The 24,214-nt window shown below is 65.6% G+C and carries 23 protein-coding genes; 12 read left to right on the plus strand and 11 right to left on the minus strand.

Going from position 1 to position 24,214, the window contains the following annotated elements:
- Positions 1 to 144: 144 nt before the first annotated feature.
- Positions 145 to 1,389: a polyhydroxyalkanoate depolymerase gene (phaZ, locus tag IT549_RS01310; protein ID WP_292969445.1), complete on the minus strand. Its 1,245-nt coding sequence runs from the start codon at positions 1,387 to 1,389 to the stop codon at positions 145 to 147.
- A gap of 260 nt (positions 1,390 to 1,649) precedes the next feature.
- Here phaZ and IT549_RS01315 point away from each other — a divergent pair, with 260 nt between their 5' ends.
- On the plus strand, positions 1,650 to 3,395 hold the full coding sequence (locus tag IT549_RS01315) for an ABC transporter transmembrane domain-containing protein (protein ID WP_292969485.1): 1,746 nt from the start codon (positions 1,650 to 1,652) through the stop codon (positions 3,393 to 3,395).
- Complete coding sequence (locus IT549_RS01320; protein ID WP_292969447.1) at positions 3,395 to 4,201, plus strand: undecaprenyl-diphosphate phosphatase; 807 nt, start codon at positions 3,395 to 3,397, stop codon at positions 4,199 to 4,201. The genes IT549_RS01315 and IT549_RS01320 overlap by 1 nt, the downstream gene beginning before the upstream one ends.
- Here IT549_RS01320 and phhA read toward each other — a convergent pair.
- Complete coding sequence (gene phhA, locus IT549_RS01325; RefSeq protein ID WP_292969449.1) at positions 4,198 to 5,121, minus strand: phenylalanine 4-monooxygenase; 924 nt, start codon at positions 5,119 to 5,121, stop codon at positions 4,198 to 4,200. The two genes, IT549_RS01320 and phhA, sit on opposite strands and share 4 nt — an antisense overlap.
- Before the next feature lie 209 nt (positions 5,122 to 5,330).
- Here phhA and rpmG point away from each other — a divergent pair, with 209 nt between their 5' ends.
- The 6 genes from rpmG (at position 5,331) to IT549_RS01355 (ending at position 9,864) form a co-directional block, all read left to right on the plus strand.
- On the plus strand, positions 5,331 to 5,498 hold the full coding sequence (gene rpmG, locus IT549_RS01330; RefSeq protein ID WP_054945942.1) for a 50S ribosomal protein L33: 168 nt from the start codon (positions 5,331 to 5,333) through the stop codon (positions 5,496 to 5,498).
- A gap of 44 nt (positions 5,499 to 5,542) precedes the next feature.
- The gene (locus IT549_RS01335; protein ID WP_292969452.1) at positions 5,543 to 6,202 is read left to right on the plus strand and encodes an outer membrane lipoprotein carrier protein LolA; all 660 of its coding nucleotides are present in this window, start codon (positions 5,543 to 5,545) and stop codon (positions 6,200 to 6,202) included.
- Between the two features lie 458 nt (positions 6,203 to 6,660).
- Positions 6,661 to 7,446, plus strand: a complete 786-nt coding sequence (locus tag IT549_RS01340; RefSeq protein ID WP_292969453.1) for an exodeoxyribonuclease III — start codon at positions 6,661 to 6,663, stop codon at positions 7,444 to 7,446.
- Positions 7,443 to 8,498: a GTP cyclohydrolase II gene (gene ribA, locus IT549_RS01345; protein ID WP_292969454.1), complete on the plus strand. Its 1,056-nt coding sequence runs from the start codon at positions 7,443 to 7,445 to the stop codon at positions 8,496 to 8,498. Before IT549_RS01340 ends, ribA begins: the two co-directional genes overlap by 4 nt.
- On the plus strand, positions 8,495 to 9,016 hold the full coding sequence (locus IT549_RS01350; RefSeq protein ID WP_292969455.1) for an N-acetyltransferase: 522 nt from the start codon (positions 8,495 to 8,497) through the stop codon (positions 9,014 to 9,016). The genes ribA and IT549_RS01350 overlap by 4 nt, the downstream gene beginning before the upstream one ends.
- A complete protein-coding gene (locus tag IT549_RS01355) occupies positions 9,013 to 9,864 on the plus strand; it encodes a MaoC family dehydratase N-terminal domain-containing protein (protein ID WP_292969456.1) in 852 nt (283 codons plus the stop codon). The genes IT549_RS01350 and IT549_RS01355 overlap by 4 nt, the downstream gene beginning before the upstream one ends.
- Here IT549_RS01355 and arfB read toward each other — a convergent pair.
- From arfB to pabB, 4 genes are read right to left on the minus strand one after another with little or no spacing between them, the layout of a single operon-like run.
- Positions 9,861 to 10,280 (minus strand): alternative ribosome rescue aminoacyl-tRNA hydrolase ArfB, encoded by a 420-nt coding sequence (arfB, locus tag IT549_RS01360; RefSeq protein ID WP_292969457.1) that lies wholly within the window; start codon positions 10,278 to 10,280, stop codon positions 9,861 to 9,863. The two genes, IT549_RS01355 and arfB, sit on opposite strands and share 4 nt — an antisense overlap.
- On the minus strand, positions 10,261 to 10,929 hold the full coding sequence (locus IT549_RS01365) for an RNA pseudouridine synthase (protein ID WP_292969458.1): 669 nt from the start codon (positions 10,927 to 10,929) through the stop codon (positions 10,261 to 10,263). The genes arfB and IT549_RS01365 overlap by 20 nt, the downstream gene beginning before the upstream one ends.
- Complete coding sequence (locus tag IT549_RS01370; RefSeq protein ID WP_292969460.1) at positions 10,926 to 12,092, minus strand: pyridoxal phosphate-dependent aminotransferase; 1,167 nt, start codon at positions 12,090 to 12,092, stop codon at positions 10,926 to 10,928. Before IT549_RS01370 ends, IT549_RS01365 begins: the two co-directional genes overlap by 4 nt.
- The gene (gene pabB, locus IT549_RS01375; RefSeq protein WP_292969461.1) at positions 12,089 to 13,876 is read right to left on the minus strand and encodes an aminodeoxychorismate synthase component I; all 1,788 of its coding nucleotides are present in this window, start codon (positions 13,874 to 13,876) and stop codon (positions 12,089 to 12,091) included. The genes IT549_RS01370 and pabB overlap by 4 nt, the downstream gene beginning before the upstream one ends.
- Positions 13,877 to 13,989: 113 nt before the next feature.
- Between pabB and IT549_RS01380 the strand changes: the two genes are divergently transcribed.
- Both IT549_RS01380 and IT549_RS01385 read left to right on the plus strand, forming a co-directional pair.
- Entirely contained in the window at positions 13,990 to 15,564 is a 1,575-nt protein-coding gene (locus tag IT549_RS01380; RefSeq protein WP_292969462.1) for a helicase HerA-like domain-containing protein, read from the plus strand.
- 105 nt (positions 15,565 to 15,669) lie between these two features.
- Positions 15,670 to 18,342, plus strand: a complete 2,673-nt coding sequence (locus IT549_RS01385) for a M1 family metallopeptidase (protein ID WP_292969463.1) — start codon at positions 15,670 to 15,672, stop codon at positions 18,340 to 18,342.
- Here IT549_RS01385 and IT549_RS01390 read toward each other — a convergent pair.
- From IT549_RS01390 to IT549_RS01405, 4 genes are all read right to left on the minus strand, one after another.
- Positions 18,335 to 19,741: an ATP-binding protein gene (locus tag IT549_RS01390; protein WP_292969464.1), complete on the minus strand. Its 1,407-nt coding sequence runs from the start codon at positions 19,739 to 19,741 to the stop codon at positions 18,335 to 18,337. The genes IT549_RS01385 and IT549_RS01390 overlap by 8 nt on opposite strands.
- A gap of 1 nt (position 19,742) precedes the next feature.
- Entirely contained in the window at positions 19,743 to 20,471 is a 729-nt protein-coding gene (locus IT549_RS01395) for a response regulator (RefSeq protein ID WP_292969465.1), read from the minus strand.
- 23 nt (positions 20,472 to 20,494) lie between these two features.
- Positions 20,495 to 21,097: an EF-hand domain-containing protein gene (locus tag IT549_RS01400; RefSeq protein WP_292969466.1), complete on the minus strand. Its 603-nt coding sequence runs from the start codon at positions 21,095 to 21,097 to the stop codon at positions 20,495 to 20,497.
- A gap of 192 nt (positions 21,098 to 21,289) precedes the next feature.
- On the minus strand, positions 21,290 to 21,658 hold the full coding sequence (locus IT549_RS01405; RefSeq protein WP_292969467.1) for a VOC family protein: 369 nt from the start codon (positions 21,656 to 21,658) through the stop codon (positions 21,290 to 21,292).
- Positions 21,659 to 21,760: 102 nt separating this feature from the next.
- Here IT549_RS01405 and IT549_RS01410 point away from each other — a divergent pair, with 102 nt between their 5' ends.
- Complete coding sequence (locus IT549_RS01410) at positions 21,761 to 21,982, plus strand: AbrB/MazE/SpoVT family DNA-binding domain-containing protein (protein ID WP_292969468.1); 222 nt, start codon at positions 21,761 to 21,763, stop codon at positions 21,980 to 21,982.
- The gene (locus tag IT549_RS01415) at positions 21,979 to 22,377 is read left to right on the plus strand and encodes a type II toxin-antitoxin system death-on-curing family toxin (protein WP_292969469.1); all 399 of its coding nucleotides are present in this window, start codon (positions 21,979 to 21,981) and stop codon (positions 22,375 to 22,377) included. The genes IT549_RS01410 and IT549_RS01415 overlap by 4 nt, the downstream gene beginning before the upstream one ends.
- Before the next feature lies 1 nt (position 22,378).
- On the opposite strand, the gene IT549_RS01420 is transcribed toward IT549_RS01415, so the two are convergent.
- Complete coding sequence (locus tag IT549_RS01420) at positions 22,379 to 24,193, minus strand: aminopeptidase P family protein (RefSeq protein WP_292969470.1); 1,815 nt, start codon at positions 24,191 to 24,193, stop codon at positions 22,379 to 22,381.
- Positions 24,194 to 24,214: the final 21 nt, after the last annotated feature.

A 24,214-nucleotide genomic window follows, 5' to 3' on the forward strand; every position in this document is an offset into this window, starting at 1 on the left:
ATGCGACCCCGCAGGGGCGGGCCGAATTTGGCCCAGCGCCGCGTTGCTCGTCGGTCACTATGCAACGGCATGGCTCCCTCCTCGCGCCTCACGCTGAGCCAAATTCGGCTCCGTGCCGACGCCTCCAGCTAAACAGGACAGGCTCTAAGCAACCACCTTCAGCCGCGGCTTGTCGTGCCGGGCGATCCATTCTTCCAGGATCGGGGCGATCTTTTCGCGCCACTTGCTGCCGTTGAAGATCCCGTAGTGGCCCACTTCGGGGGCCAGGTGGTACTTTTTGCGGCTTTCGGACAGACCGGTGGCCAGGTGAAGCGCAGCCCTGGTCTGGCCGATGCCCGAGATATCGTCACGCTCGCCTTCGACCGCCAGCAGCGCGGTGTCCTTGATCTTGCCAAGGTCCACCGTCTTGCCGCGGTGGACGAAGGTGCCATTTGGCAATGAGTGCTTCTGGAACACGTGTTCGACGGTCTGCAGGTAATAGGCTGCGTTCAGATCGCAGACCGCGCGGTATTCCTCGTAGAAGTCCTTGGTCGCATCGGCGCTTTCGCCGTCGCCGTCCACCATGTGCTTGAACATGTGGTAGTGGCTCAGCATATGGTTGCCCAGGTTCATGCTCATGAACCCGGCCAGCTGCATGAAGCCCGGATAGACCTGCCGGCCTGCGCCCGGATACTGCAGCGGCACGGTGGCGATCACCGTGTGGCGGAACCATTCGATCGGGCGCTGCATCGCGAGGTCGTTGACCGTGGTCGGTGCCTCGCGGGTGTCGATCGGCCCGCCCATCATGGTCAGGCTCAGCGGCCGGCAGGGATGCTTGTTTTCGGCCATGATTGCGGTTGCCGCCAGCGCCGGCACCGAAGGCTGGCATACCGCCAGCATGTGCGCTCCGGGGCCGACATGCTCAAGGAAGCCGATCAGGTAATCGATGTAATCATCGAGATCGAACTCGCCCTCGCTCAGCGGCACCATCCGCGCGTCGGCCCAGTCGGTGATATAGACGTGCGCCCGCTCCACCATCCGCGCCACCGTGCCGCGCAGCAAGGTAGCGAAGTGGCCGCTCATCGGCGCAACCACCAGCAGCCGCGGCGCATCTTCGGCCAGGCCCGGGTGGCTGAAATGCAGCAGGTTGCCCCAGGGGCGGTGCACAACGATCGCTTCGGTGACCGGATGGGCAGTGCCATCGACCGTCACTTCCTCGATATCGAAGGCCGGTTTGCCATAGTGTGCGCTGGCGTGGGCGAAAACGTCGAGGGCCGAGGCCATCATCGGGCCCATCCCGGTATAGCCGAACGGCAGTGCCGGATTGTTCAGCATCTGCGCGCCGACTGAGGCCCAGGTGCTGGCCATATTTAGCCAGGAACGATTGAGTTCGTAAGCGGTGTAAAGCACGATGGTGTGACCCCCTGCGCCCGGAACAAGCGGGCTTTGGCCGACATGGTGACCCGTTTGCGCCGATTGTGCAATGCACAATCGTTCATTGCGGTGCACAACGGGTTCCGCAATGCCACTTAACCGCTTACGCACGATCAGGGGCTGTGCTAGGAGCGCCCGCCATGAGTTCCGCCCCCGACGGCGTCGCGCCCGAAGCCCTGACCGACAAGACCTCCAGCCAAGAGGGCAAGCCCGCGCGCACGCTTGGTCCGCTGCGGATGGTGATCCGCGAAACCATCAAGTATCCCAGGCAGCTGGCAATCGCACTGCTGGCCTTGCTGACATCGTCGTCGGCCACCCTGGCTATTCCCGCCCGCTTTCAGGTGATCGTCGACAAGGCCTTTGGGCTGGGGGCAAACGTCGATGTGATCAATGAATCCTTTCAGTACCTGGTGATGATCGTAGTGGTGCTGGGGATTGCCACTGCGTTCCGGTTCTACTTCGTTTCCTGGCTGGGTGAGCGGGTGATCAGCGATATCCGCAACAAGGTGCAATCCAATCTGTTGCGGCAGCCGCCCAGCTTTTTCGAGGCCAACAGCCCCAACGAAATCTCCAGCCGGATGACTTCGGACACCGCGATCATCGATCAGGTGGTGGGCACCACGGTTTCGATCGCGCTGCGCAATTTCATTACTGCGGTCGGCGGGGTTATCTACCTGTTCTACCTCGCGCCCAGGCTTACCGCCGGACTGCTGATCGGAATTCCGCTGGTGATCCTGCCAATCACCTGGTTCGGATCGCGGCTGCGCAACATTTCGCGTACCAGCCAGGATCGGGTGGCGGACATCGGTGCGCGCACTGCCGAAGTGCTGGGCGCAATGCGCGTGGTTCAGGCCTTCAACCAGGAAGACCACGAACGCGAGGAATTCGGCAAGGTCGTCGAGCGGAACTTTGCCACCGCGAAGCGCCGGATCACGATCCGCGCCGTGATGACTGCGATGGTCATGATGCTGTTGCTGGGCGGGATTACCGCCCTGATCTGGCAGGGAGCGCTCAAGGTAGCCGACGGTTCGCTGAGCCCCGGCACGATCACCAGCTTCGTCTTTGCCGGCGTGATCGTGGCCGGATCGTTCGGTTCGCTGACCGAGGTCTATGGCGATCTGCTGCGCGGTGCCGGGGCGGCCAGCCGCCTGGGCGAACTGCTCGATGAACAGCCAGCGATCGCCGCGCCTGCCCGCCCCATGGCGTTGCCCAGCCCGGCGCGCGGCAAGCTCAGCTTTGAAAATGTCTCGTTCCGCTATCCCACCCGGCTCGAAACCGCTGCGCTTGCGGATTTTTCGCTGACAATTGAACCGGGTGAGACCGTGGCGATCGTCGGCCCTTCAGGCGCAGGCAAAAGCACGCTGTTCCAGCTGGCTGAGCGGTTCTATGATCCTCAGGCCGGTACCATCAAGCTTGATGGTGTGCCGCTGACCTCGGCCGATCCGGCCGAAGTGCGCCGCCGGATGGCGCTGGTGCCGCAGGAGGGCGTGCTGTTTGCCGCCAATGCCCGCGACAACCTGCGTTATGGCAACTGGAACGCCAGCGACGAGCAGATCTGGGAAGCTGCCCGTGCCGCCAATGCCGAAACTTTCCTCAGGGAACTGCCCCAGGGGCTCGATACCTTTCTTGGTGAAGGCGGCGCGCGTCTGTCGGGCGGCCAGCGCCAGCGAATCGCGATTGCCCGTGCGGTGCTGCGCGAAGCCCCGATCCTGCTGCTCGACGAAGCGACCAGCGCGCTCGATGCGGAAAGCGAACGGCTGGTCCAGGACGCGCTCGACCGGCTGATGCAGGACCGCACCACACTGGTCATCGCCCACCGCCTGGCAACGGTGCGTGCAGCCGACCGGATCGTGGTGATGGACAAGGGCCGGATTGAGGAAATCGGCACCCATGACCAGCTGACCAGGGCCATGGGTCTCTACGCCCGCCTTGCCGCGCTGCAGTTCGATGATGTGGCCTTTGCCGCAGCGGAAGGCCGCTGATGGATACGATCCTTACCGCAATCCTGCTCGGCATTGTCGAAGGGGTGACCGAATTCATCCCGGTATCCTCGACCGGGCATCTGATCCTCGCGACCGAGATTTTCGGATACGATGCCCATACCTGGGCGGCGTTCAACGTGGTGATCCAGCTGGGCGCGATCCTGGCGGTGGTGGTGCAGTACTGGCGCACCTTCTGGGCCGTGGGCATGGGTCTGCTGCGGCGCGATCCGATGAGCCTGGCCTTCGTGCGCAACATCCTATTGGCATTCCTGCCTTCCGCTGTGCTGGGGCTGGCGCTCAAGGATTATATCGATGTGCTGCTGGGTTCGCCGGCCGTGGTTGGTTGGGCACTGATCGTGGGCGGTATCGCGATCCTGGCGATCGAGCGCTGGGCCCGGCCGGGTCCCGCCAGCGGAGTTGCTCAGCTGCCAGCCCGCCAGGCGCTGGGCGTGGGGCTGGTTCAATGCATTTCGATGGTGCCCGGGGTCAGCCGCTCTGGCGCGACGATCATGGGCGCGCTGGCGATGGGAATCGAACGGCGCACGGCTGCCGAATTCAGCTTCTTTCTGGCGATTCCGACCATGATGGGGGCTACCGCGCTCGAACTGTGGGATACCCGGGCCGAACTGATGGCCGGGACCGGGCCGGTCGGCTGGAGCGAGATCGCGGTCGGCTTTGCGGTCAGCTTCGTGGTCGCGCTGGCGGTGATCAAACTGTTCGTCGCCTATGTCAGCCGCTCGGGCTTTGCGCCCTTTGCCTGGTACCGGATCGTGGCTGGCGCGCTGGCAATCTGGCTTCTGAGCTAAACCGGCGTCGCCCCTGATCCGCGCCCGCCGCGCAGGTAGTATTCCTGCGTGCCCCGGTGCAGCACGTCATCGATGTCTATCACCGCGGTATTGGCATAGGTAAAGCCCGCGCCCAGCGAACGGTAGAGCCGGTCGAAATCGCGATCGACGGTGTCGTGATAGAGCTCGGCAAAGCTTTCGATCACGAAATACGTCGGTTGCAGGTCGTCGATCACATAATCGGTGCGCATCACCCGATCGACGTTCAGCATGATCCGGTTGGGGCTTTCCGCCTCAAGGCAGAACACAGCCTCGGCCGGGCCGGAAAGGATCCCGGCGCCATAGGCGCGCAGGCCTTCTGCTTCCTGAATCAGCCCGAATTCGACCGTGTACCAGTACAGCGCACCCAGCGCCTTCAGGCGGTTGTAACGCATCGCCTTCCACCCGGCGCGGCCATATTCCTGCATATAATCGGCATAGGTCGGATCGGTCAGCAGCGGCACGTGCCCGAACACGTCATGGAACACGTCGGGTTCCTGGATATAGTCAAACGTCTCGCGGGTGCGGATGAAGTTGCCCGCCGGGAAGCGCCGGTTGGCCAGGTGCCAGAAAAACACGTGATCGGGGATCAGCATCGGCACCGGCACCACGCTCCAGCCGGTCAGCTTGCCCAGTTCTTCAGACAGGCGGGCGAATTCGGGCACGCCGCCGCGGCCCAGGTCAAGCCGGTCGAGCCCGGCGAGGAAGGCGCTGGCGGCGCGGCCGGGCAGGATCTGCATCTGGCGGGCAAACAGTTCGTCCCACACCGCGTTCTCATCCGCGCCATAGGCATGCTGGACCGGCTCCAGCCAGTCCGCACCGACATGCTCCGGGCGCTTGAGCGGGGCGGTGAACACTTCGGGACCCAGATCGGGCAGGCGGGCAAAATCGGTTTCGGACATGGTTGCAGTTGTAACCAGATCGCTTTCGTCGGGCAATGGCCCTTGCCGGTGGGCGGGGCAAAGCCTGCTGACGTGGCCCGAAGCGGCCTCGGCGCTTGACTTTGGCCCGCTTCTGACGCATTGGCGCGGCCTTCCGGGGCGGCGCAACTGTGCCGCTCTTGCAGTTTCATGGGCTTTTTGGCCCGAATCGAGAGTTCAGGACCAGAGCAATGGCGAAGCCCGCAACCGTCAAGATCCGCCTCGTGTCGACCGCTGACACCGGCTTCTTCTATGTGACCAAGAAGAACCCGCGCAACACGACCGAGAAGATGAGCTTCCGCAAGTACGATCCGGTCGTGCGCAAGCACGTCGAATTCAAGGAAGCCAAGATCAAGTAAGAGGTTCATTGCGAGTTCAAGGCGGCGCGCTTACCAAGCACCCCATGAACACCGCAAAGCCTTACTTCCGATCGCTTGCTGGCGCCGCCGCTTTGGCGGCGCTTGCTGTTTCTGCTCCGCTCGCGCTGGTCATGCCCAGCGCCGCTGCGGCCCAGGCCCAGTCTGGCGACCTTGCCAATGCCGTGGCCGCGCTGCGCGCGATCAGCACCCTGCGCGCCGATTTCGAACAGATCGATATCCGCGGTCAGCGGGTGACCGGCACGCTGACGCTCAAGCGGCCCGGCAAGATCCGGTTCCAGTACCAGAAAGGCGTGCCGATCCTGATCGTCTCGGACGGCAAGGCGCTGACCTTCGTTGACTATCAGGTGCGCCAGGTGCAGCGCTGGCCGATCAGCAACAGCCCGCTGGGCGCACTGCTCAACCCCAGCGCTGATGTGATGCAGTATGGCAAGCTGACGCCGGCCACTAACAAGCAGATCGTCAGTGTCGAAGTGCGCGACAAGAAGCACCCCGAATACGGCGTGATCACTCTGGTCTTCATCCGCAAGCCGGGTGCGCCGGGCGGACTTGAGCTATCAAGCTGGGCCACGCTCGACTCGCAGAACACCCGGACCGTGGTGAACCTGTCAAAGCAGCAATACGGAGTCGCGGTGGCGGACAACACATTCCGCTACAACGACCCGCGCACCCCAACTCGTCGATAGCGGAAAACGCCCCGTCGCGGACTGTGCGAAAGTTGCGACAATTTGCGACAGGGCTTTCGCGATTGTTCATGACAGCGAAAGGCGAATGCGCCTAAAATCGTAACTGACAGCGCGGCCTGAGGCGGGTTTCCCCCCTGTTGCCCGAGCCTCCAAAAGGGCCAGACTGTCGAGCGTGACGAACGCACAAACGAACCCTCGGTCCAATGCCCCCGGACCGAGGGTTTTTTGTGCCTTGGGCCGGATTGCTTGAAGCCGGGCTGCGAACGCAGGCGCCCTGCGCTTCCGGTGCTCACGGCCATCAAGGCCGCTGCGCTCCGGTTCTCGATCACCTGCATTCTCGCTCCGGCTTGAAGCAAGCCGACTCCAAGGCACCGCGCGGCAGGTAACTGCGTCGCGTTTGAAACGAGCACCCAACAGCAATGCTTGCCCCTCCGCCCCGTGCCACCTAAAGCCGCCCGATGGTTTCGATTGCTACGTGGAACATCAATTCGGTCCGGCTGAGGGTCGATCAGGTCGTGCGGTTTCTGCAGGAACAGCAGCCTGACGTGCTGTGCTTGCAGGAAATCAAGACCGTGGCCGAACTGTTCCCACATGAGGCATTTGAAGCGATCGGATATACCCACCGTGCAGTGCACGGACAGAAGGGCTATCACGGGGTGGCAACCGTCAGCCGGATCCCGCTGCGCGAACTGTCGCGAAACGATTGGCAGGCCAATGGCGAGGCCCGCCATGTCGGGGTCGAACTGCTCGGTCCCGGGCTGGTGCTCGAAAACGTCTATATCCCCGCCGGCGGCGACATTCCCGATCGTGCCGCCAATCCCAAATTCGGGCAGAAGCTCGATTTCCTCGAACGGATGACCCGCTGGTCGGATACGCTCGACCGACCGACGCTGCTGGTCGGCGATTTCAATGTCGCCCCGCTCGATTGCGATGTCTACGATCACAAGGCGCTGCTCAAGGTGGTCAGCCACACCCCGATCGAGGTTGAGGCACTGGGCCGGCTGACCGATGCTCATGGCTGGGTCGATCTGGGCCGTAAGCACATTCCCGCGCCCGAGCGGAACTATTCATGGTGGTCGTACCGGACCTTCTGGCAGGGCAAGGACCGCGGCCGCCGGCTCGATCACATGTGGGCTTCGCCCGATCTGGCCGCGCAATCGACCGGCCACCGGGTGATCGAGGAAACCCGCCATTGGGAGCAATGCTCTGACCACGTGCCGCTGATCACGGATTTTGCCCTGTGACCAGCCCGGCCCGGCGCGTTGCCCTGGCGATTGATGCCTTGCGCCACGGCTGGCCGATCCGGGTCGACGATTCGCTGACTCTGCTGCCGGCCGAAACCGGCCTTGGTGACGGGGTTTCATCAACCCGCATGCTGATCTCGGCGGCGCGTGCGGTCACGCTCAAGCTGGCCAACCAGCGCGACGCCGCAGTGCCCGAAGCCCCCGTGCTGATCCGCGGGGCCGATCCGTTCGATCTGGCTGCCGCGCGTGCGCTGGCCGATCCGGCGCTCGATCTGGCCGTGCCGCTCAAGGGACCGTTCCTGGCCGAAGCGATAGCCAATCCCGCCGCCGCCGAAGCCGCAATGGCGCTGGCGCGGCTGGCGGGGATCCTGCCGGCCTTCCTGGTCGATCCGGCCCCGGCGGGTGAGGTGCAGGCCGTGCAGGTGGCGGACCTTGCCGACTGGGCCGATACCGCGCGGCTGGGCGTGGCGAGCCGGGCGCGGCTGCCGGTGGCTGCTGCCGAGGACGCCGAAATCGTCGCCTTCCGCGCGCTCGATGACCTGCGCGAACATGTCGCGTTGGTGATCGGCCAGCAGCGCTCGGATCGCGCGCCGCTGGTCCGGCTTCATTCCGAATGTCTGACTGGCGATATCCTGGGCAGTCTCAAGTGCGATTGCGGGCCGCAGCTTGATGCCGCGCTCAGGGCGATGGCCGATGAGGCGGCGCAGGGCGGCTGGGGCGTGCTGCTCTATCTGCGTCAGGAAGGGCGCGGGATCGGCCTGATCAACAAGCTGCGCGCCTATCAGCTGCAGGACCAGGGTTTCGATACGGTCGATGCCAACAACCGGCTGGGCTTGCCGACCGAGGCGCGCGACTTCCCGGTCGCGGCGCGGATGCTGGACCTGCTGGGCGTCGGGCCGATCCGGCTGATGACCAACAACCCGGCCAAGGTTGCCGCGCTCACAGCGGCAGGCGTCCGGGTGGCTGAGCGGGTTCCGCACCAGTTGCCGCCCAACCCGCACAACGCGCGCTACCTCGATACCAAGCGCGATCGTACCGGGCACCTGCTGTGATACCGGCCTTTGCGATCCGCGCCGAGCGACCGGATGATCCGCCAGCGATCCATGATCTTGTCGCGCGGGCCTTTGCGCCGATGCCCTTTTCCGATGGCGACGAGCAGGACCTGGTCGATGCCTTGCGCGCGGCTGGAGACCTGGCGTTGTCGCTGGTGGCCGTTGATGCACAGGGCAAGGTGATTGGCCATGTGGGCTTCAGCCCGGTGACGATAGCCGGGCAGGATCACGGCTGGTTCCAGATGGCGCCGGTTTCAGTCACGCCTGAACTGCAGCACCGCGGGATCGGCAGCGCGCTGATCCGCGCCGGGGTGGATCAACTGCGCGAGCGCGGCGCGCAGGGCGTGGCGGTGGTCGGCAACCCGGTTTACTACGAACGCTTTGGCTTTGCCGTTCATCCCGGGCTAGCTCCTGAATCCGCGCATGACGCCCAGTATTTCCGGGCCATGCCGCTGACGGGGGCAGTCCCGCAGGGCATTTTGCGCTACGCCCGCGCCTTCTACGGAGACCCGCAATGAACGCGCTCGATGCCTGGCTGGGTCGCAGCGAAAGCCGGCAGGACCGGATCGATTCCGGCCATGCCCGGCACTGGCTGGCAACGCTCGATCGCGCGGCGCCCGGCGATGGCACCCTGCCGCAGGGCTTTCACTGGTGCCTGGGCCTGCCCGATGCGCCTACGGCCATCCTCGGCGCGGACGGGCATCCGCTGCGCGATGATGGCCCTGACAGCTTCCTGCCGCCCTTGTCCCACCTGCCGCGGCGGATGTGGGCATCGAGCAAGGTTGAATTTGTCGCCCCGCTGCGGCTGGGCCAGACAATCGAACGCCGATCGAGCGTTGCGAAGATCGAGGCCAAGAGCGGCGGCTCGGGCGAACTGGTTTTCGTGACGGTCGAACACCAGACCCTGGCCGATGGCACGCTGGCCGTGCGCGAGGAACAATCGCTGGTCTATCGCGCGGCGGCTGCCGGCGATGCACCGCTTGCGCCGCCAGCGCCGGGCGCGGGCCGCTTCGAACCTGCCGACTGGCACGCGCACCGCACGATCTGCCCGTCGGAAGCGCTGCTGTTCCGCTTTTCGGCGCTGACCTTCAATTCGCACCGGATCCACTACGATCTGCGCTATGCCCGCGATGTCGAACGCTATCGCGGCCTGGTGGTCCACGGGCCGCTGACCGCGACGCTGCTGCTCGATCTGGCCCGGCGCGAACTGGGCGACAATGTGCTGGCCCGCTTTGCCTTTCGCGGGCTCTCTCCGGCGATTTGCGGCGAAGAGCTCAATCTTGCACTGCGAAAGGTGGAGGGCGGCTATGAGCTGGGCGCCTTTGCCAGCGACGGGCGCCAGGTCGCCAGCGCCTCGGCAGCCTAGTCGAATTTCACTCTGCCGCGCCCGGCCTTGACCGCGCCGCGCTTTTTCTTGCCTTCCAGACGCTCGGTCTTGTTGATCCGGTTGAGCCGGCTCTTGGCGCGTTTTTCGGGCAGCTTGAACGCTTCGTCGATCAGTTCGGCCAGGCGCTGGCGGGCGTCTTCACGGTTGGCCTCCTGGGTGCGGAAACGCTGGGCGATCAGCAGCAGCTCGCCTTTCGAAGTGATCCGGCTGCCCGCCAGCTGCCGGAAGCGCTGGTACACGTCCTCCGGCAGGCGCAGCGCATAGACGTCGATGCGCAACCGCACTGCGGTTGCCACCTTGTTGACGTTCTGCCCGCCCGGACCTGATGCGGTAACGAATGCCTCGCTCGCCAGGCTCAGCGCCCGGGCAATCGTGTCATGCGCCGAGATCGACATCGTCAAATCCCAGCGCGCGGAAGTCGTCGGGCAGCGGTGCCACGGCACTGATTGGCGCCTTGCCCTCGCGCGGCACCACCAAAGCGCGGGCGTGGAGCATGGTGCGCGGGGCGCCCCGGCCGTCGCCGTAAACCGGATCGCCCAGCAGCGCATGACCAAGCCCGACCAGCGCATGCACGCGGATCTGGTGGGTGCGGCCGGTTTCGGGCCGGAACTCGACCAGAGTCAGCTCGCCGCGCTGCGCCAGCTTGCGCCAGTGCGTTACTGCCGGCTTGCCCTTTTTCGCAGCGATCATCCGCCAGCCCTTTTCGGCGCTGCTGACCTTGCTGACTGACAGGGCGATCGTGCCTTCTTCATCGGCCAGTTCGCCCGCGACCACGCCAAGGTAAACCTTCTCGACCTGGCGTGCCTCGAACGCGGCGTTGAACCGCTTCAGCGCCTTGGGATTGCGCGCCAGCAGCAGGCAGCCCGAGGTATCGGTATCGATCCGGTGGACCGGAACCGGCTCGCGCTGGAAGCCCAGCTTGAGTTCCTCAAGGTGAATTTCAAGGCTGCGGCCCCCGGCGCGCGGGCGTTCGATCGGCAGGCCGGCGGGCTTGTCGATTACCAGCGCTTCGCCGTCTTCGAACAGGATCGGGATCGCGTTCATGCCAGTGCCCCGGCAATCCGCCGCACGGCTTCTTCCAGTACTGCATCGGCGGCGGCAAAGCTGATCCGGAACCCGTCGCGCCCGCCAAAGGCAGAGGCTGGGACCAGCGCCACCCCATGATCGAGCAGGTGCAGGCACAGCGCCTGGTCATCGCCGAAGCGCGGCATGTGCGCGCTGGCATCGACCATGATGTAGAAGGCGCCGTCGGGCACCGGGGCCGACAGGCCCGGAATGGCGTTGACCGCGGCCACCACCATGTCGCGCCGGCGGCGCATGATTGCGCACCAGTCGGCCAGGAAGTCTTGTGGTCCTTCCAGCGCGGCCACCGCCGCCGCCTGGCTGATCGAGCACGGATTGCCCGAGCTGTGCGATTGCAGTTTGCCCATTGCCTTTACCAGCCATTCGGGCCCGGCGGCGAGGCCGATCCGGAACCCGGTCATCGCGTGACTTTTGGACAGGCCCGACACGGTCAGCACCCGCTGGGCCAGGTCCGGGCACTCGGCGGCGATCGTGGCATGGCGGCCAGGCTGGTAGCGCAGCGGCGCATAGATATCGTCCGACATCACCATGATCTGCGGATGGCGGGCCAGCACCGCGCCCAGTGCGCGCAGTTCCGCGGCCGAATAGACCGCGCCGGTCGGGTTGCCCGGACTGTTGAGCAGCAGCCAGCGGGTGCTGGGCGTGATCGCTGCCTCCAGCTGCGCGGCGCTGATCCGGTAGCCGCTGGTCGGGGTGGTCTCGAGCGGCACCACCGCCGCGCCGGTAAACCGGACGATTTCAGGATAGCTCACCCACCAAGGCGCGGGGATCAGCACTTCGTCACCCGGATCGAGCGTCGCCACCAGCGCGTGGAAGATCGCCTGCTTGCCCCCGGCGCTGACGATCACCTGACCGGGCGGAACCTCGATCCCCAGGTCGCGGCGGAAATGCAGCGCCGCCGCTTCGCGCAGCCGCTGGGTGCCGGAAACGGCGGTGTACTTGGTCTCCCCGGCATCGAGCGCGGCCTTGGTGGCGGTGATCACGTGATCGGGGGTGGCGAAGTCGGGCTCGCCGACCGACAGCGAAATGATGTCCTTCCCGGCGGCGCGCAGTTCGAAGGCGCGATCGGTCATCGCGGTGGTGCTTGAGGGGGCGATCCGGGTGAGGGTCTGGGAGAGTTTCATGCCAGCCGTGCCTCCATCAGCCCGCGCAGGGCGTTGCCCAGCAGAAATCCGCCAGAAAGGTCAGCGAGCGTCAGCTCGGCCTCAACTGCGCGGCCCTGCTCGATCAGCGAGCGGCGCAGCACGCCCGGCAGCAGCCCCAGCCGCGCTGGCGGGGTCAAAAACTTGCCATCGCGCTCGACGAACAGATTGGTGAAGCAGCCTTCGGTCAGCAGACCGTCATCGCGGATGAACAGCGCTTCACCCGCACCGGCAGACTGCGCGGCGGCCAGGCCAGCCTCGTAGAAATGCCGGTCGCTGCTCTTGTGGCGCAGGCGCCAGTCGCCCGGATCGACCGGCAGCGGCAGCACCATGCAGTCCAGCGGTTGTTCGGCCGGGGCTGGCAGTGCGCCCAGTTCAAGGCTGTAGGCTCCGCCGCGCGAAGCCAGCAGTCGCAGCCGCGCCGGGGCATCGGCTTCAAAGCACAGCGCCTGGATCGCATTGCGCACCGCGTGGCGATCGAAGGCAAAGCCCAGTTCGGCGGCGCTGGCCTTGACCCGTTCAAGGTGCAGTTCAAGCAGCGGCACGCCTTCTTCGGGGGTAAAGCGCATGGTTTCGATCAGGTCGGCCCCGCCGGCGCTCATCCGCACAAAGCCGCCCTTGACCAGGCATTCGCGCCATTCGGTCATCACTTCGCTGTCGGCAACGATCGCCGATCCGACCCCCAGTACCGCCTGTCCGCGCTGGTTTTCGCCCGGGGTCAGTCGCAGCGTGCGGATCGCGACGTTGAAGGCCGCCTCGCCGCCGGTATCGATCCGCCCGATCGCCCCGCAATAGGGCCCGCGCGCATCGCGCTCGACCGCGTCGATCAGCTCCATCGCCCTGATCTTGGGGGCGCCGGTGATCGACCCGCAGGGGAATAGCGCCCGCAGCATATCGACCGCACCCTTGCCCGGCTGGAGCTGTGCGCGCACCGTGGTGACCATCTGGTGCACCGTCGGATAACTCTCGACAGCGAAGGGACGTTCAACCTTGACGCTGCCCGCCTCTGCCACGCGCGACAGGTCGTTGCGCAGCAGATCGACGATCATCAGGTTTTCGGCCCGATCCTTGACTGATGCTTCCAGTTCGGCGCGCAGGGCTTCGTCTTCATTCGGGCTCAGGCCGCGTGGGCGGGTGCCCTTCATCGGCTTGACCATCGCTGCCCCGTCACGTTCGGCAAAGAACAGTTCGGGCGAAAAGCTCAGCAGCCAGTGCGTGCCGTCGAACAGCACCCCGCCATAGCCGGCCCCGGCGGCCGGCCGGGCTGCGGCATAGAGCGCCAGCGGATTGCCGCGCCACGATCCGGCCAGCGGGAAGGTAAGGTTCGCCTGATAGATTTCGCCCGCCGCGATCCGTTCCTGCATTTCGGCAAAGGCCCGGCCATAGCCGCCAGGTGAAAGCTGCGGATCGAGCGGGCCAAGCTGGGCCAGGCCGGGCCCGCCGCGGCTGGCCAACCAGGCCGGTACCTCTTCCGCCGCGATTTCGGTGAAAGTGTCGAAGGCCCCGAACCAGACCAGCGGCCCCGCAGCACCAGTGCGCGCGGCAGCCAGCGGGGCCAGGCGATCTTCCAGCGCCAGCCCGGCTTCGTAGGCGAAATAGCCGGCCAGCAAGGCCCCGCCGGCCTGCAGTTCGCCGATCCGTGCTAGGGCGGGCAGCACGTCGTCTACCCGCCGGGCGACCACCACTTCACGGGGGTTCTCATAGAGGCGGGCAGGGCTGGCCCCTTCGGGGCGCGCATCGTCAAGCAGGATGAAAGGCTGGGACATTTGCCGCGCTTCTAGCCGCGCTTGGCGCGACATGCAAAATGCCTCTCGCGCAAGCGCCTGGGGCTGTCTATCTCTGCCTCGGTGGCCGGCGGACCGGCAGGAGCAAGGCATTCATGGACAACATCTTTCTGGGTCTGGCGGCTGACGGCACACGGCAAGAGCTGCGGCTCGACATGGCCAACCGCCATGGGCTGGTCGCGGGGGCGACCGGCACCGGCAAGACCGTCACCCTGCAGACCATGGCCGAACAGTTCAGCGCGGCCGGGGTGCCGGTGTTCCTGGCCGATGTGAAAGGCGATCTGTCAGGCATCTGTCTGGCCGGTTCGAGCCAGTTCCAGCATGCCGACAAGATCGAGGGGCGGGCCCGTGAACTGAGGATCGATCCGTTCGCATATCATGACAACCCGGCAGTGTTCTGGGACCTCTACGGCGAACAGGGCCACCCGATCCGCACCACGATTTCGGAAATGGGCCCGCTGCTGCTGAGCCGCCTGATGGGCCTTAACGAGACCCAGGAAGGCGTGCTGGCGATCGCGTTCAAGTGGGCTGACGACAACGGCCTGCTGCTGCTCGACATGGACGACCTGCAGAAGGTGCTGATCGCCTGCGCGCAGAACGCGGCGGACCTGGCCATGACCTATGGCAATATCTCGCGCGCCTCGGTCGGCACGATCCAGCGCCAGTTGCTGGCCTTCGAAAGCCAGGGCGCCGACCGCTTCTTTGGCGAACCGGCCTTCGAGGTGCACGATTTCCTGCGCAGCGACGAAAACGGCAAAGGCATGATCAATGTGCTCGCCGCCGACCGGCTGATGCAGAGCCCCAAGCTCTACGCCACCTTCCTGCTGTGGCTGCTGTCCGAACTGTTCGAGGCGCTGCCCGAAGTGGGCGATCCCGAAAAACCGCGACTGGTGTTCTTTTTTGACGAAGCTCATCTGCTGTTCGACGATGCCCCGCCGGCGCTGCTCGACAAGATTGAGCAGGTGGTGCGGCTGATCCGCTCGAAAGGAGTGGGGGTCTATTTCGTCACCCAGAACCCGATCGACATTCCCGAACGGATCGCCGGGCAGCTGGGCAACCGGGTCCAGCACGCGCTGCGCGCCTTCACTGCGCGCGACCAGAAGGCGATCCGGGCTGCAGCGGAAACTTTCCGGATCAATCCGGCACTCGATGTCGAAACCGCGATAACCGAGCTGAAAGTGGGTGAGGCGCTGGTTTCTACGCTTGATGAGGATGGCGCGCCGGGCGAGGTCCAGCGCACGCTGATCGTTCCGCCGCGCTCGCGGCTGGGGCCGATCACGACCGATGAACGCGCGATTGTCCAGTCGATCAGTCCGTTCGCGGGCAAGTACGATACCCCGGTCGATCGCCAGAGCGCCGAGGAAGTACTGGCGCAGAAGGCCCATGATGCGGCCCAGGCCGCGCAGGTGATCGAGGAGCGTGGGGCCGAGGTGCAGCGCGCCCAGCCGCGTGCCACGCCATCGCTGTGGGAACGGGCCGGCAAGGCGGCGTTTGGGGCAGCGGCGGCATCGGCCGGGGCGATGGTGGCGCGCAAGATCACCGGGCGCCGCTCGAGCGCCTCGCCCGCCGCATCGGCTGCCGCCGCGGCCGCAGGTACGCTGGCGACGGCACTGGGCGGCTCGGTGTTTGGCCGCTTTGCACGCGGGGTGGTGGGCAACCTGCTGCGCTGACGCTGGTCGGCGGCAAACGGCGTTTCGTCGAAGCGGACGGTTGCATTTGCGCGCGCGCTGGGGTCTGAGGCTGGCAACTCGCCTATTGGTCGCCAGGGGAATTCCATGCGTTCGTTGTTGCTCGCCGCTTCCGCACTCTCGCTTGCTTACGCCGCGCCTGCGCTGGCTGATGCTCCAGCCGCCGACCCGGCCAGCACGGCTGCAGCCGCGCTCGCTCCGGTCCCCCCGGGCAAGTTGACCGACGCCGCGCGGCCGCTGGCCTACCGGCTCGACCTCAGTGTCGATCCGGCGCAGGAACGCTTTTCCGGCCATGTCGAAATCGACGCGACGCTGAAGGCGCCCAGCCAGTTTATCGACCTGCATGGCCGCGATCTCAAGATGGCCAGGGTGACCGCCAGTGCCGGCGGCAAGGTTCTGACCGGTCGCTGGTTTGAGCTTGATCCCAGCGGGGTTGCCCGGCTGGTGTTCGATGAACCGCTGCCGGCCGGCAAGGTGACTTTCAGCTTTGATTATGACGCGCCCTTCCAGCAGGGCCCGTCAGGCATGTTCCGGGTCAAGGTGGGCGAGGACTGGTACAGCTGGACCCAGTTCCAGTCGATCGATGCCCGGGCGGCCTTTCCCGGCTTCGATGAACCGGGCTTCAAGGTGCCCTTCACTGTCACTCTGCGTACCCGCAAGGGGCACACCGCGGTCAGCAACGCGCCCGAAGTGTCTACCAGCACCGAGGGCGACTGGCAGGTTCACCGTTTCGCGCCGACACTGCCGCTACCGACCTACCTGATGGCGATGATGGTCGGGCCGTTTGCGACCCTGGAAGGCAAGGTTGCGCCAACGCCCCAGCGCAAGACGCCGCTGCCGATCCGGATCGTCACCACCAAGCAGAATGCCGACCGGATGAGTTTCGCGCTGGAAGGCACCAAGGGGATCGTCACCCACCTTGAGCGCTATTTCAACCAGGGCTTCCCCTATCCCAAGCTGGACCAGATCACCACGCCGATCCTGCCCGGCGCGATGGAGAATGCCGGGGCCGATCTCTATGCCGATCCGATCCTGATTCTCGATGAAAAGGCGCCGACCAGCCAGAAGCGAAGCTTTGGCATGGTTGTCGCACACGAACTGTCGCACCAGTGGTTCGGCGATCTGGTTACCCCGGCCTGGTGGGACGATATCTGGCTGAACGAAAGCTTCGCCAACTGGATGGGCTTCCGCATCGGTCACGAATGGCGGCCCAATCTCAACATCCGGGCCGGTGCGCTGGCCGAAGGGTTCAGCGCAATGAACACCGATTCGCTGGTGGCCGGTCGCGCGATCCACCAGCCGATCCAGACCAACGCCCAGATCGACGAGGCGTTCGATTCGATCACCTATGGCAAGGGCGGGCACGTGGTGGCGATGATCGCCGGTTACATGGGCGATACCAAGTTCCGCGACGGGGTGCGCCGCTACATGGCCAAGCACCGCTATGGCAACGCCACCAGCACCGATTTCTTTGCCGCCATGGCCGAGGCTTCGGGCGATCCCCGGATCGTCCCGGCAATGCAGAGCTTCACCGACCAGCAGGGCGTGCCGCTGGTCACTTTCGCCGCCGATGGCAAGGGCGGCTACCGGATCAGTCAGAGCCGCTATGTGCGGCTGGGCACCACGGCGCCGGCGGTACGCTGGGGCGTGCCGGTCTGCGTGCGCAAGACCGGCGGGGCCCGCCAGTGCCAGATGCTGACCGGGGAAAGCGCCGGTCTGCAGCTGCGCGGCAAGGGCGTGCTGGTGCCCAATCTGGGCGGCACCGGATATTACCGCTTCGAACTGCCCGCCCGTGACTGGGATGCGCTGATTGCGCTGGCCGACCGGTTGCCGGGCGGCGAGGCGCTGGCGCTCGACGATTCGCTTTACGCCAGCTTCCTGGCCGGACGCGCCAGCCCCGCGCAACTGGTTGCTTCGGCGCGCAACCTGGCGCGCAACAAGGACAGCTATGCCAGCGAAGCCGGTATGGGTTCGATCGGGGCGCTGGCCCGCACCGGCATGCTTGACCAGGCCGGCGAGGCCGGGTTCCGCCGCCTGGTCGAACAGATCTATCGCCCGCGCCTGGCGGCGATGGGTTTCGATCCGAAAGCCGGGGCCTATGCCGGCGAAGACCCCGAACGCTCGCAGCAACGCGAACAGGTGGTCGGAGAGCTTGTCGGATCGGCCAAAGACCCTGCATTGCGCAAGCAGCTGGCCAGCGCCGCGCAGGCCTATTTCGCCGGCGATGCGAATGCGCTTGACCCGGCCTGGTTCGGCATGGCCTTCGCGGTGCTGGTCGATGAAGGCGGCCTGCCTGCCGCCAAGACCCTGACCAACAAGGCGCTCGCCTCGCAGGATCCGGTGTTCCGGCCCTATGCGCTGGGCGTTGTTGCCGGTTCCGGCAATGCCGAGATCGCACGCTGGGTGCTGAACGACTTTGCTGATCCACGCCTGCGCAAAAGCGAACGGCTCGACATGGTCCGCACCGTGATTTCGACCCGCGAAACCCGCGATCTCGGTTTCGAATGGCTCAAGGCCAATTTCGACCAGCTGACCAACGGCGGCGGCGGGATCTTCTCGGCGGCACGTTTGCCGGCGGTGCTGAGCGGGTTCTGCTCGGTCGAGCGATCGGACGAGATTGCCGCACTGCTGCGGCCCAAGCTGAAGGGCCGGACCGGCGCGCTTGAGCTGGAACGCACGGTTGAGCGGGTGCGTTCCTGCGGGGTGCTCAAGGACAAGCGCGGCGCCGAATTCTCGGCCGAACTGGCGAAGGTCAAGTAAGCGGCAAGGCCAGGGTCGCGACCAGGCCGGTTACCATGCCGGCCGAATCGCGGCGGTTGGCCAGCTGCAGGCTGCCGCCGTGCTGGTCGGCAATCGCGCGGGCCAGGGTCAGGCCCAGCCCGGCGCCGCCGGTCTCGCTGTTGCGTGACGGTTCGCCGCGGGTGAAGGGTTCAAGCATCCGGGCGATCTGGTCTTCGGGAATTCCCGGGCCCTGGTCTTCGATCCGGATCACGGCCTGACCGCCTTCGCGCACCAGTTCGATCCGCGCGACTTTGCCATAGCGCAGCGCATTGACCACCAGATTGCGCACCGCCCGGCGCAGCCAGGTGGCGCGGATCGGCAGGACAATGCGCTCGCCGCCCTCGAAAGTCACCGGCTCGCCCATGTCCTCGAATTCCTCGGCTACCTGCAAGACCAGCGCGCCCAGTTCGGCCGGTTCGAGCGGGTCGCTGGGGCGTCCGACCCGGGCGAGGCTGAGGATATCGTCGAGGCTGCGGGTGATGTCCTCGATCGTGCGGGCCATCTTGGCGCGCTCACCTTCGTCCTCGACGCTTTCGATCCGCACCCGCAGGGCCGCCAGCGGTGTCTTGAGGTCATGCCCGATCGCGCCCAGCATCACGTCCTTTTCATCGAGCAGCGCAGCCAGGCGCGCTTCCATCGCATTGTGCGCCACGATCAGGCGGCGGACGTCATCCGGTCCCCGGGGCTCAAGCTGGCCTTGTGCGTCGCGCGTTTCGGCGAAACGCTCCAGCCGCCCGGTCAAGGCCTTCAGCGGTTTGGTGATCTGGCCCAGGATCAGCGCGATCGCGCCGAACAGCAGGGCGTAAAGCAGCAAGGTCTGGCCAACCAGGGTCAGCAGCAGGCCGCGTTCAGGGCGCGGGACCGGCATGCGGACCACCATCCACCCTGCCTTGGCTGGCATCTCGACTGCGGCAACCATCATTTCGCGCGGCGGCGGTGGGGCGTGCTCACCCAGTGCGACCGTACGGCGGGCGATGCGATTGGCCAGGTGCCGATCGTGCCCCAGCGGGCGGTGAAACACCACCACATTGCCGGTTGAAAAGCCCTGTCCGGCCAGGATTTCCTGCAATTCCTGCTCGGCCCGGTCGATCCGATGATCGCTGGGCAGTAGCGGCGATCTGGCGATCTGCTCGACTTTCAGCTGGCGCGCCGCCTCGACTGCGCCGGGCGGGTGCTGACCGGCCATCCGGCCTTCGCGGTTGGCGGCGAACAGCCGGATCGCGGCGGCATGGACCAGGGCGGCCTCGCGGCGCTCGACCTGCGCGGAATAGAGCAGCGCGGCGCTGATCCCCTGCGCCAGCAACAGCGCAAGCGCCACCGCCAGCAGCAGCTGTCCTTGCAGGCTCTTCGGCCAGATGCCCCCGAACCAGCGTGTCATGTCAGGGCGACTTCACCCGGCGGACATCGGCGGCGAGCATGTAGCCGCCGCCCCAGACGGTCTGGATCAGCGTGGGGTTCTTGCTGTCGGGTTCGATCTTGCGGCGCAGGCGGCTGACCTGGTTGTCGACCGCGCGGTCAAACAGATGCGCTTCGCGGCCCTGGACCATGTCGAGCAGCCGGTCGCGATCGAGTACCTGGCGGGGGTGTTCGAGGAAGGCCATCAGCAGGCGGAATTCGACCGATGAGATCGAGACCATCGCGCCTTCGGGATCGGTCAGCCGGCGCTTGAGCGGATCGAGCCGCCAGCCTTCGAATTCGAACTCTTCATCGTCGGCCGGCGCGCTGGCGCCCTTGGTTGCCCGGCGCAGGACCGATCGGATCCGCGCGACCAGTTCGCGTGGTTCGAAAGGTTTGACGACATAGTCGTCGGCGCCGATTTCCAGCCCGACAATCCGGTCCATCGCTTCGCCCTTGGCGGTCAGCAGGATCGTGGGGATCTGGTGCGCATCGGCCAGATGACGGCACAGCGACAGGCCATCCTCACCCGGCATCATGATATCGAGCAGCACCAGTTCGGGCAGCTCGACCTTGATCAGGCTGCGCGCCTCGGCCGCGCTGGCGGCCTGGCGCACGGCAAACCCCTGGCGCGAGAGGTACTCGGCCAGGGGTTCGCGCAGTGCCGGTTCGTCATCGACCAGCAGCAGGCGGGTGGGCGCAGATTGCTCCATCGCAGCCGCTTGCGGTGGCCGGGTCAGTTGGCCGGCGGCGGGGGCATGTCATGCCCGGCGTGCGGGCCCGGACCCTGCCCGCCGCGCTTGCCGCCCTTCATTGCGCGCATCTTGTCGCGCGCGGCCTGACGCTCTTCCTTGGTCAGCTTGCCGTCCTTGTTGGCGTCCATCATGTCAAAATGCTTGGCGGCGGCGGCCTGCAGTTCGTCACGCGTGACCGCGCCGTCCTTGTTGGCATCGGCCATCTTCATCATCATGCCGCCGCGCTTGCCGCCGTGTTCGCCATGCTTGCCTTCGCGCTGGCCATGCCCGGCCCGGTCGCCACCGCGCTGGTGAGCAGCAGCGAATTCCTCGCGCGAGATCGAACCGTTGTGGTCGGTGTCGAGCTTGTCGAACATCTGGCCCTGCATCTGGCCCTGATGCGCGGCACGATCAGCCGCATCGAGCTTGCCGTCCTTGTTGGCATCCATCTTGGCGAACATGTCACCATGGCTGGCCAGGAATTCGGCCTTGGTAACAGTCTTGTCGCCCAACGGGTCCATGCCCGGGCCACGTTCGGCGGCGGCAATTGCGGTGCCGGCAATGCCCAGCGCCAGCAGCGACAGGCCAAGGGTGATCTTCTTCATCTGCGTACTCCCGTACTTGCGAAAGGGGTGAAGCCGCGCGATCCCGAGGGGAGGGGAACAAGGGAGATCGACACGGCTTCCATGGCCCCTGATAGGCGCAGGCTGTCGCTGGATTGTGCCCGAAGCAAGCGAATTTGTCGCCAATTGTCGCAAACGGGGAACCTGGTTCACCCGGCGTTTATCGCGGCCCGCTCAGCCCATGACAAAAGCGTTGAGCTTGTTGCCATCGGGATCGCGGAAGTAACCGGCATAGAACCCGTCACCGCGCGGCCCGGGCGCGCCTTCGTCGCTGCCGCCGTTGGCCAGCGCCAGATCGTAGAGCCGCTGGACCTGGTCCTGGTCCCGCGCCTCGATCGCCACCATCACCCCGTTGCCGACAGTCGCCTGCTGGCCGTCGAAAGGCTTGGTCGCCGCAATCCCGCAGCCGCCGCCCGGCGTGCCCCAGGCGATGAAGGTTTCGAATTCCATCATCCGCCCGGTGCCCATTTCGGCGGCAATAGCATCATAAAATTTGGCGGCGCGCGGCAGGTCGTTGGTACCGACGGTTACATATCCGATCATTGATTCGCTCCTTGTGGAATTAGGGGAACATGATGCGAACATCTGGAGAGAGTCAAGGAAGGTTGCATTCTTCCGCGCCATTGGTATAACAAATGTATGAACATGACTTCCAAAATCGCCAAGCATGGTAATTCAACCGCAATTCCGGTCAGCAAGGAATTTCTCGCGAAGCTGCGCGTGGCATTGGGGGATCAGGTTTATTTCACCGAAACGCCAACCGGCTTTCATGTTACGGCTTGCGATCCCCAATTTGCCGCAAAGATGGAAGCGGCTGAGGCGATCATGCGGGAAGACCGCGACATCCTGAGCGTCCTTGCAAAATGAGCGCAGGGCGGATCGAGCCAGTCTGGCTTGATCAGCGAGATGCCATCGCCATCCATGATCGCCAACTGGCTGAGCATGGCGGTGGCGCGGGATTGCGCGACCCAGGACTGCTCGATTCCGCCCTGGCCCGGCCGGTTAATCGCTGGAACTATGGCGAGGAAGATCCCGCCGCGCTTGCGGCTGCCTATGCCTATGGCATCGCCCGGAATCACCCCTTCGTCGATGGGAACAAGCGAACCGCCTGGGTCTTTGCGCGATTGTTCCTGGCGGTCAATGGCCGCAGATTGCAGTTTTCTCCCGATGCTGCCATCGCCATGATGCTGGCGCTTGCCGCCGGAGAACTGCCTGAATCGGAAGTCGCAGACTGGTTCCGGCAGCACCTGGTCGCAACCTGACCTACCCCCGGCTGAGCGCCCTGCACGCCTCCTTCAGCCAGGCCAGTACTTCGCCTTCCAGCTGCGGTGCCAGCACGGCTTCGACCTTGGCGTGATAATCATCCCACCACTTGAGCTCGTCGCGGGTCAGCAGGCTGGTATCGACCAGGGTGCGGTCGATCGGGGCGAAGGTCAGCGTTTCTAAGCCCAGCCATTCGCCTTCCATTCCGGGGATCTCGCGGCGTTCGACCAGCACCAGGTTTTCGGTGCGGATCCCGAAGTCACCGGCCTTGTAATAGCCCGGTTCGTTCGACAGGATCATCCCCGCCAGCAGTTCCTGCCCGGTTCCGGCCTGGCCGCCCTGCGCCTTGGCAATCCGCTGCGGCCCTTCGTGGACCGACAGGAAGCTGCCGACCCCGTGCCCGGTGCCGTGGGCATAATCAACCCCGGCCTGCCACAGCGCATGACGCGCCAGGGTATCGAGCTGGCTGCCGATAGTACCCTGCGGGAACACCGCCTGGGCCAGCATGATGTGGCCCTTGAGCACGCGGGTGAAGCGATCCTTGTGTTCCGCCGTGGGCTGGCCCGGGCCGATCCAGACGGTGCGGGTGATGTCGGTGGTACCATCCAGGTACTGCCCGCCCGAATCAACCAGATAGACCGACGAGGGATCGATCGGGATGTTGCTTGCCTCGTCCACCTTGTAGTGCGGGCTGGCGGCGTGGGGACCCGCGGCAGAGATCGTATCGAAGCTCATGTCGCGCAACAGCTCGCTTTCCTCGCGGAAGGCCTGCAGCCTGGCGGCGGCCGAAAGCTCGTCCTGCCCGCCCTTGGGCGCTTCCACGCTGAGCCAGTGGAGGAACCTGGCGATCGCCGCCCCGTCGCGGGCCTGGGCGGCGCGCTGGCCGGCCTGTTCGACCGGGTTCTTGACCGCCTTGGCCAGCACGGTCGGGTCGGTCAGTTCGATCACCTGCGCGCCGGCGCCTTGCAGCGCGGCGAAGACCGCCTCGACCGAGCGTTCGGGATCGACTGCGACCTTCTTTCCGGCCAGCGCCTTGAGCTGCGGCACAAATGCCTCGCGCGGGCGCACCGTTACGGCATTGCCCAGATGGGCGCGCAGTTCGGGGGTGACCTTGTCCTCGGCGATGAACAGCTCGGCGGTGCCATCGGCATGGGCCAGCACGAAGCTGAGCGCCACCGGCGTGCAGCTCACGTCGGTGCCGCGCAGGTTGAGCAGCCAGGCGACGCCATCAAGCGCGGAAACCACTGCCGCGTCGAGGCCCTTGGCGGCCAGCCATTCGGCTACCTCGCTGCGCTTGGCCTCGCTCGACTTGCCGGTGTATTCGTTGCCGTGGACCAGCGCCGGGGCCAGCGATGGCGCGGGCTGGTCGGCCCAGATCGCGTCGATCGGGTTGCCTTCGACCGGTTCGAGCGCCGCGCCTTTGGCTTTCAGCGCCTTGTTGGTGGCATCGACCCAGGGCTTGCCGTGCAGCCAGGGATCGAACCCGATCTTGCTGCCTCCGGGTGCATGTTCGCCCAGCCAGGCCGAAACCGATGTGGCCGGGACCGAAACATAGTCGAACAGCCGCCCGTCCACCTGCTCGCGCACCTGCAGCGTATAACGCCCGTCGATGAAAATCGCGGCCTTGTCGGCCAGTACCACCGCCGTTCCGGCCGAACCGCCGAACCCGGTCAGCCAGGCCAGCCGTTGGGCATAGGCGCCGACATATTCGCTCATATGCTCGTCAGAGATCGGCACCACGAAGCCATCGAGCCTGCGGGTCTTCAATTCCTTGCGCAGCGCATCGAGGCGCGCTTCATGGGTATTCATCAGCATGGTGTTGCAGTCCTTCTGTCA

It is taken from the genome of Novosphingobium sp. (genome assembly GCF_020852455.1).
Taxonomy (GTDB): Bacteria; Pseudomonadota; Alphaproteobacteria; order Sphingomonadales; family Sphingomonadaceae; genus Novosphingobium.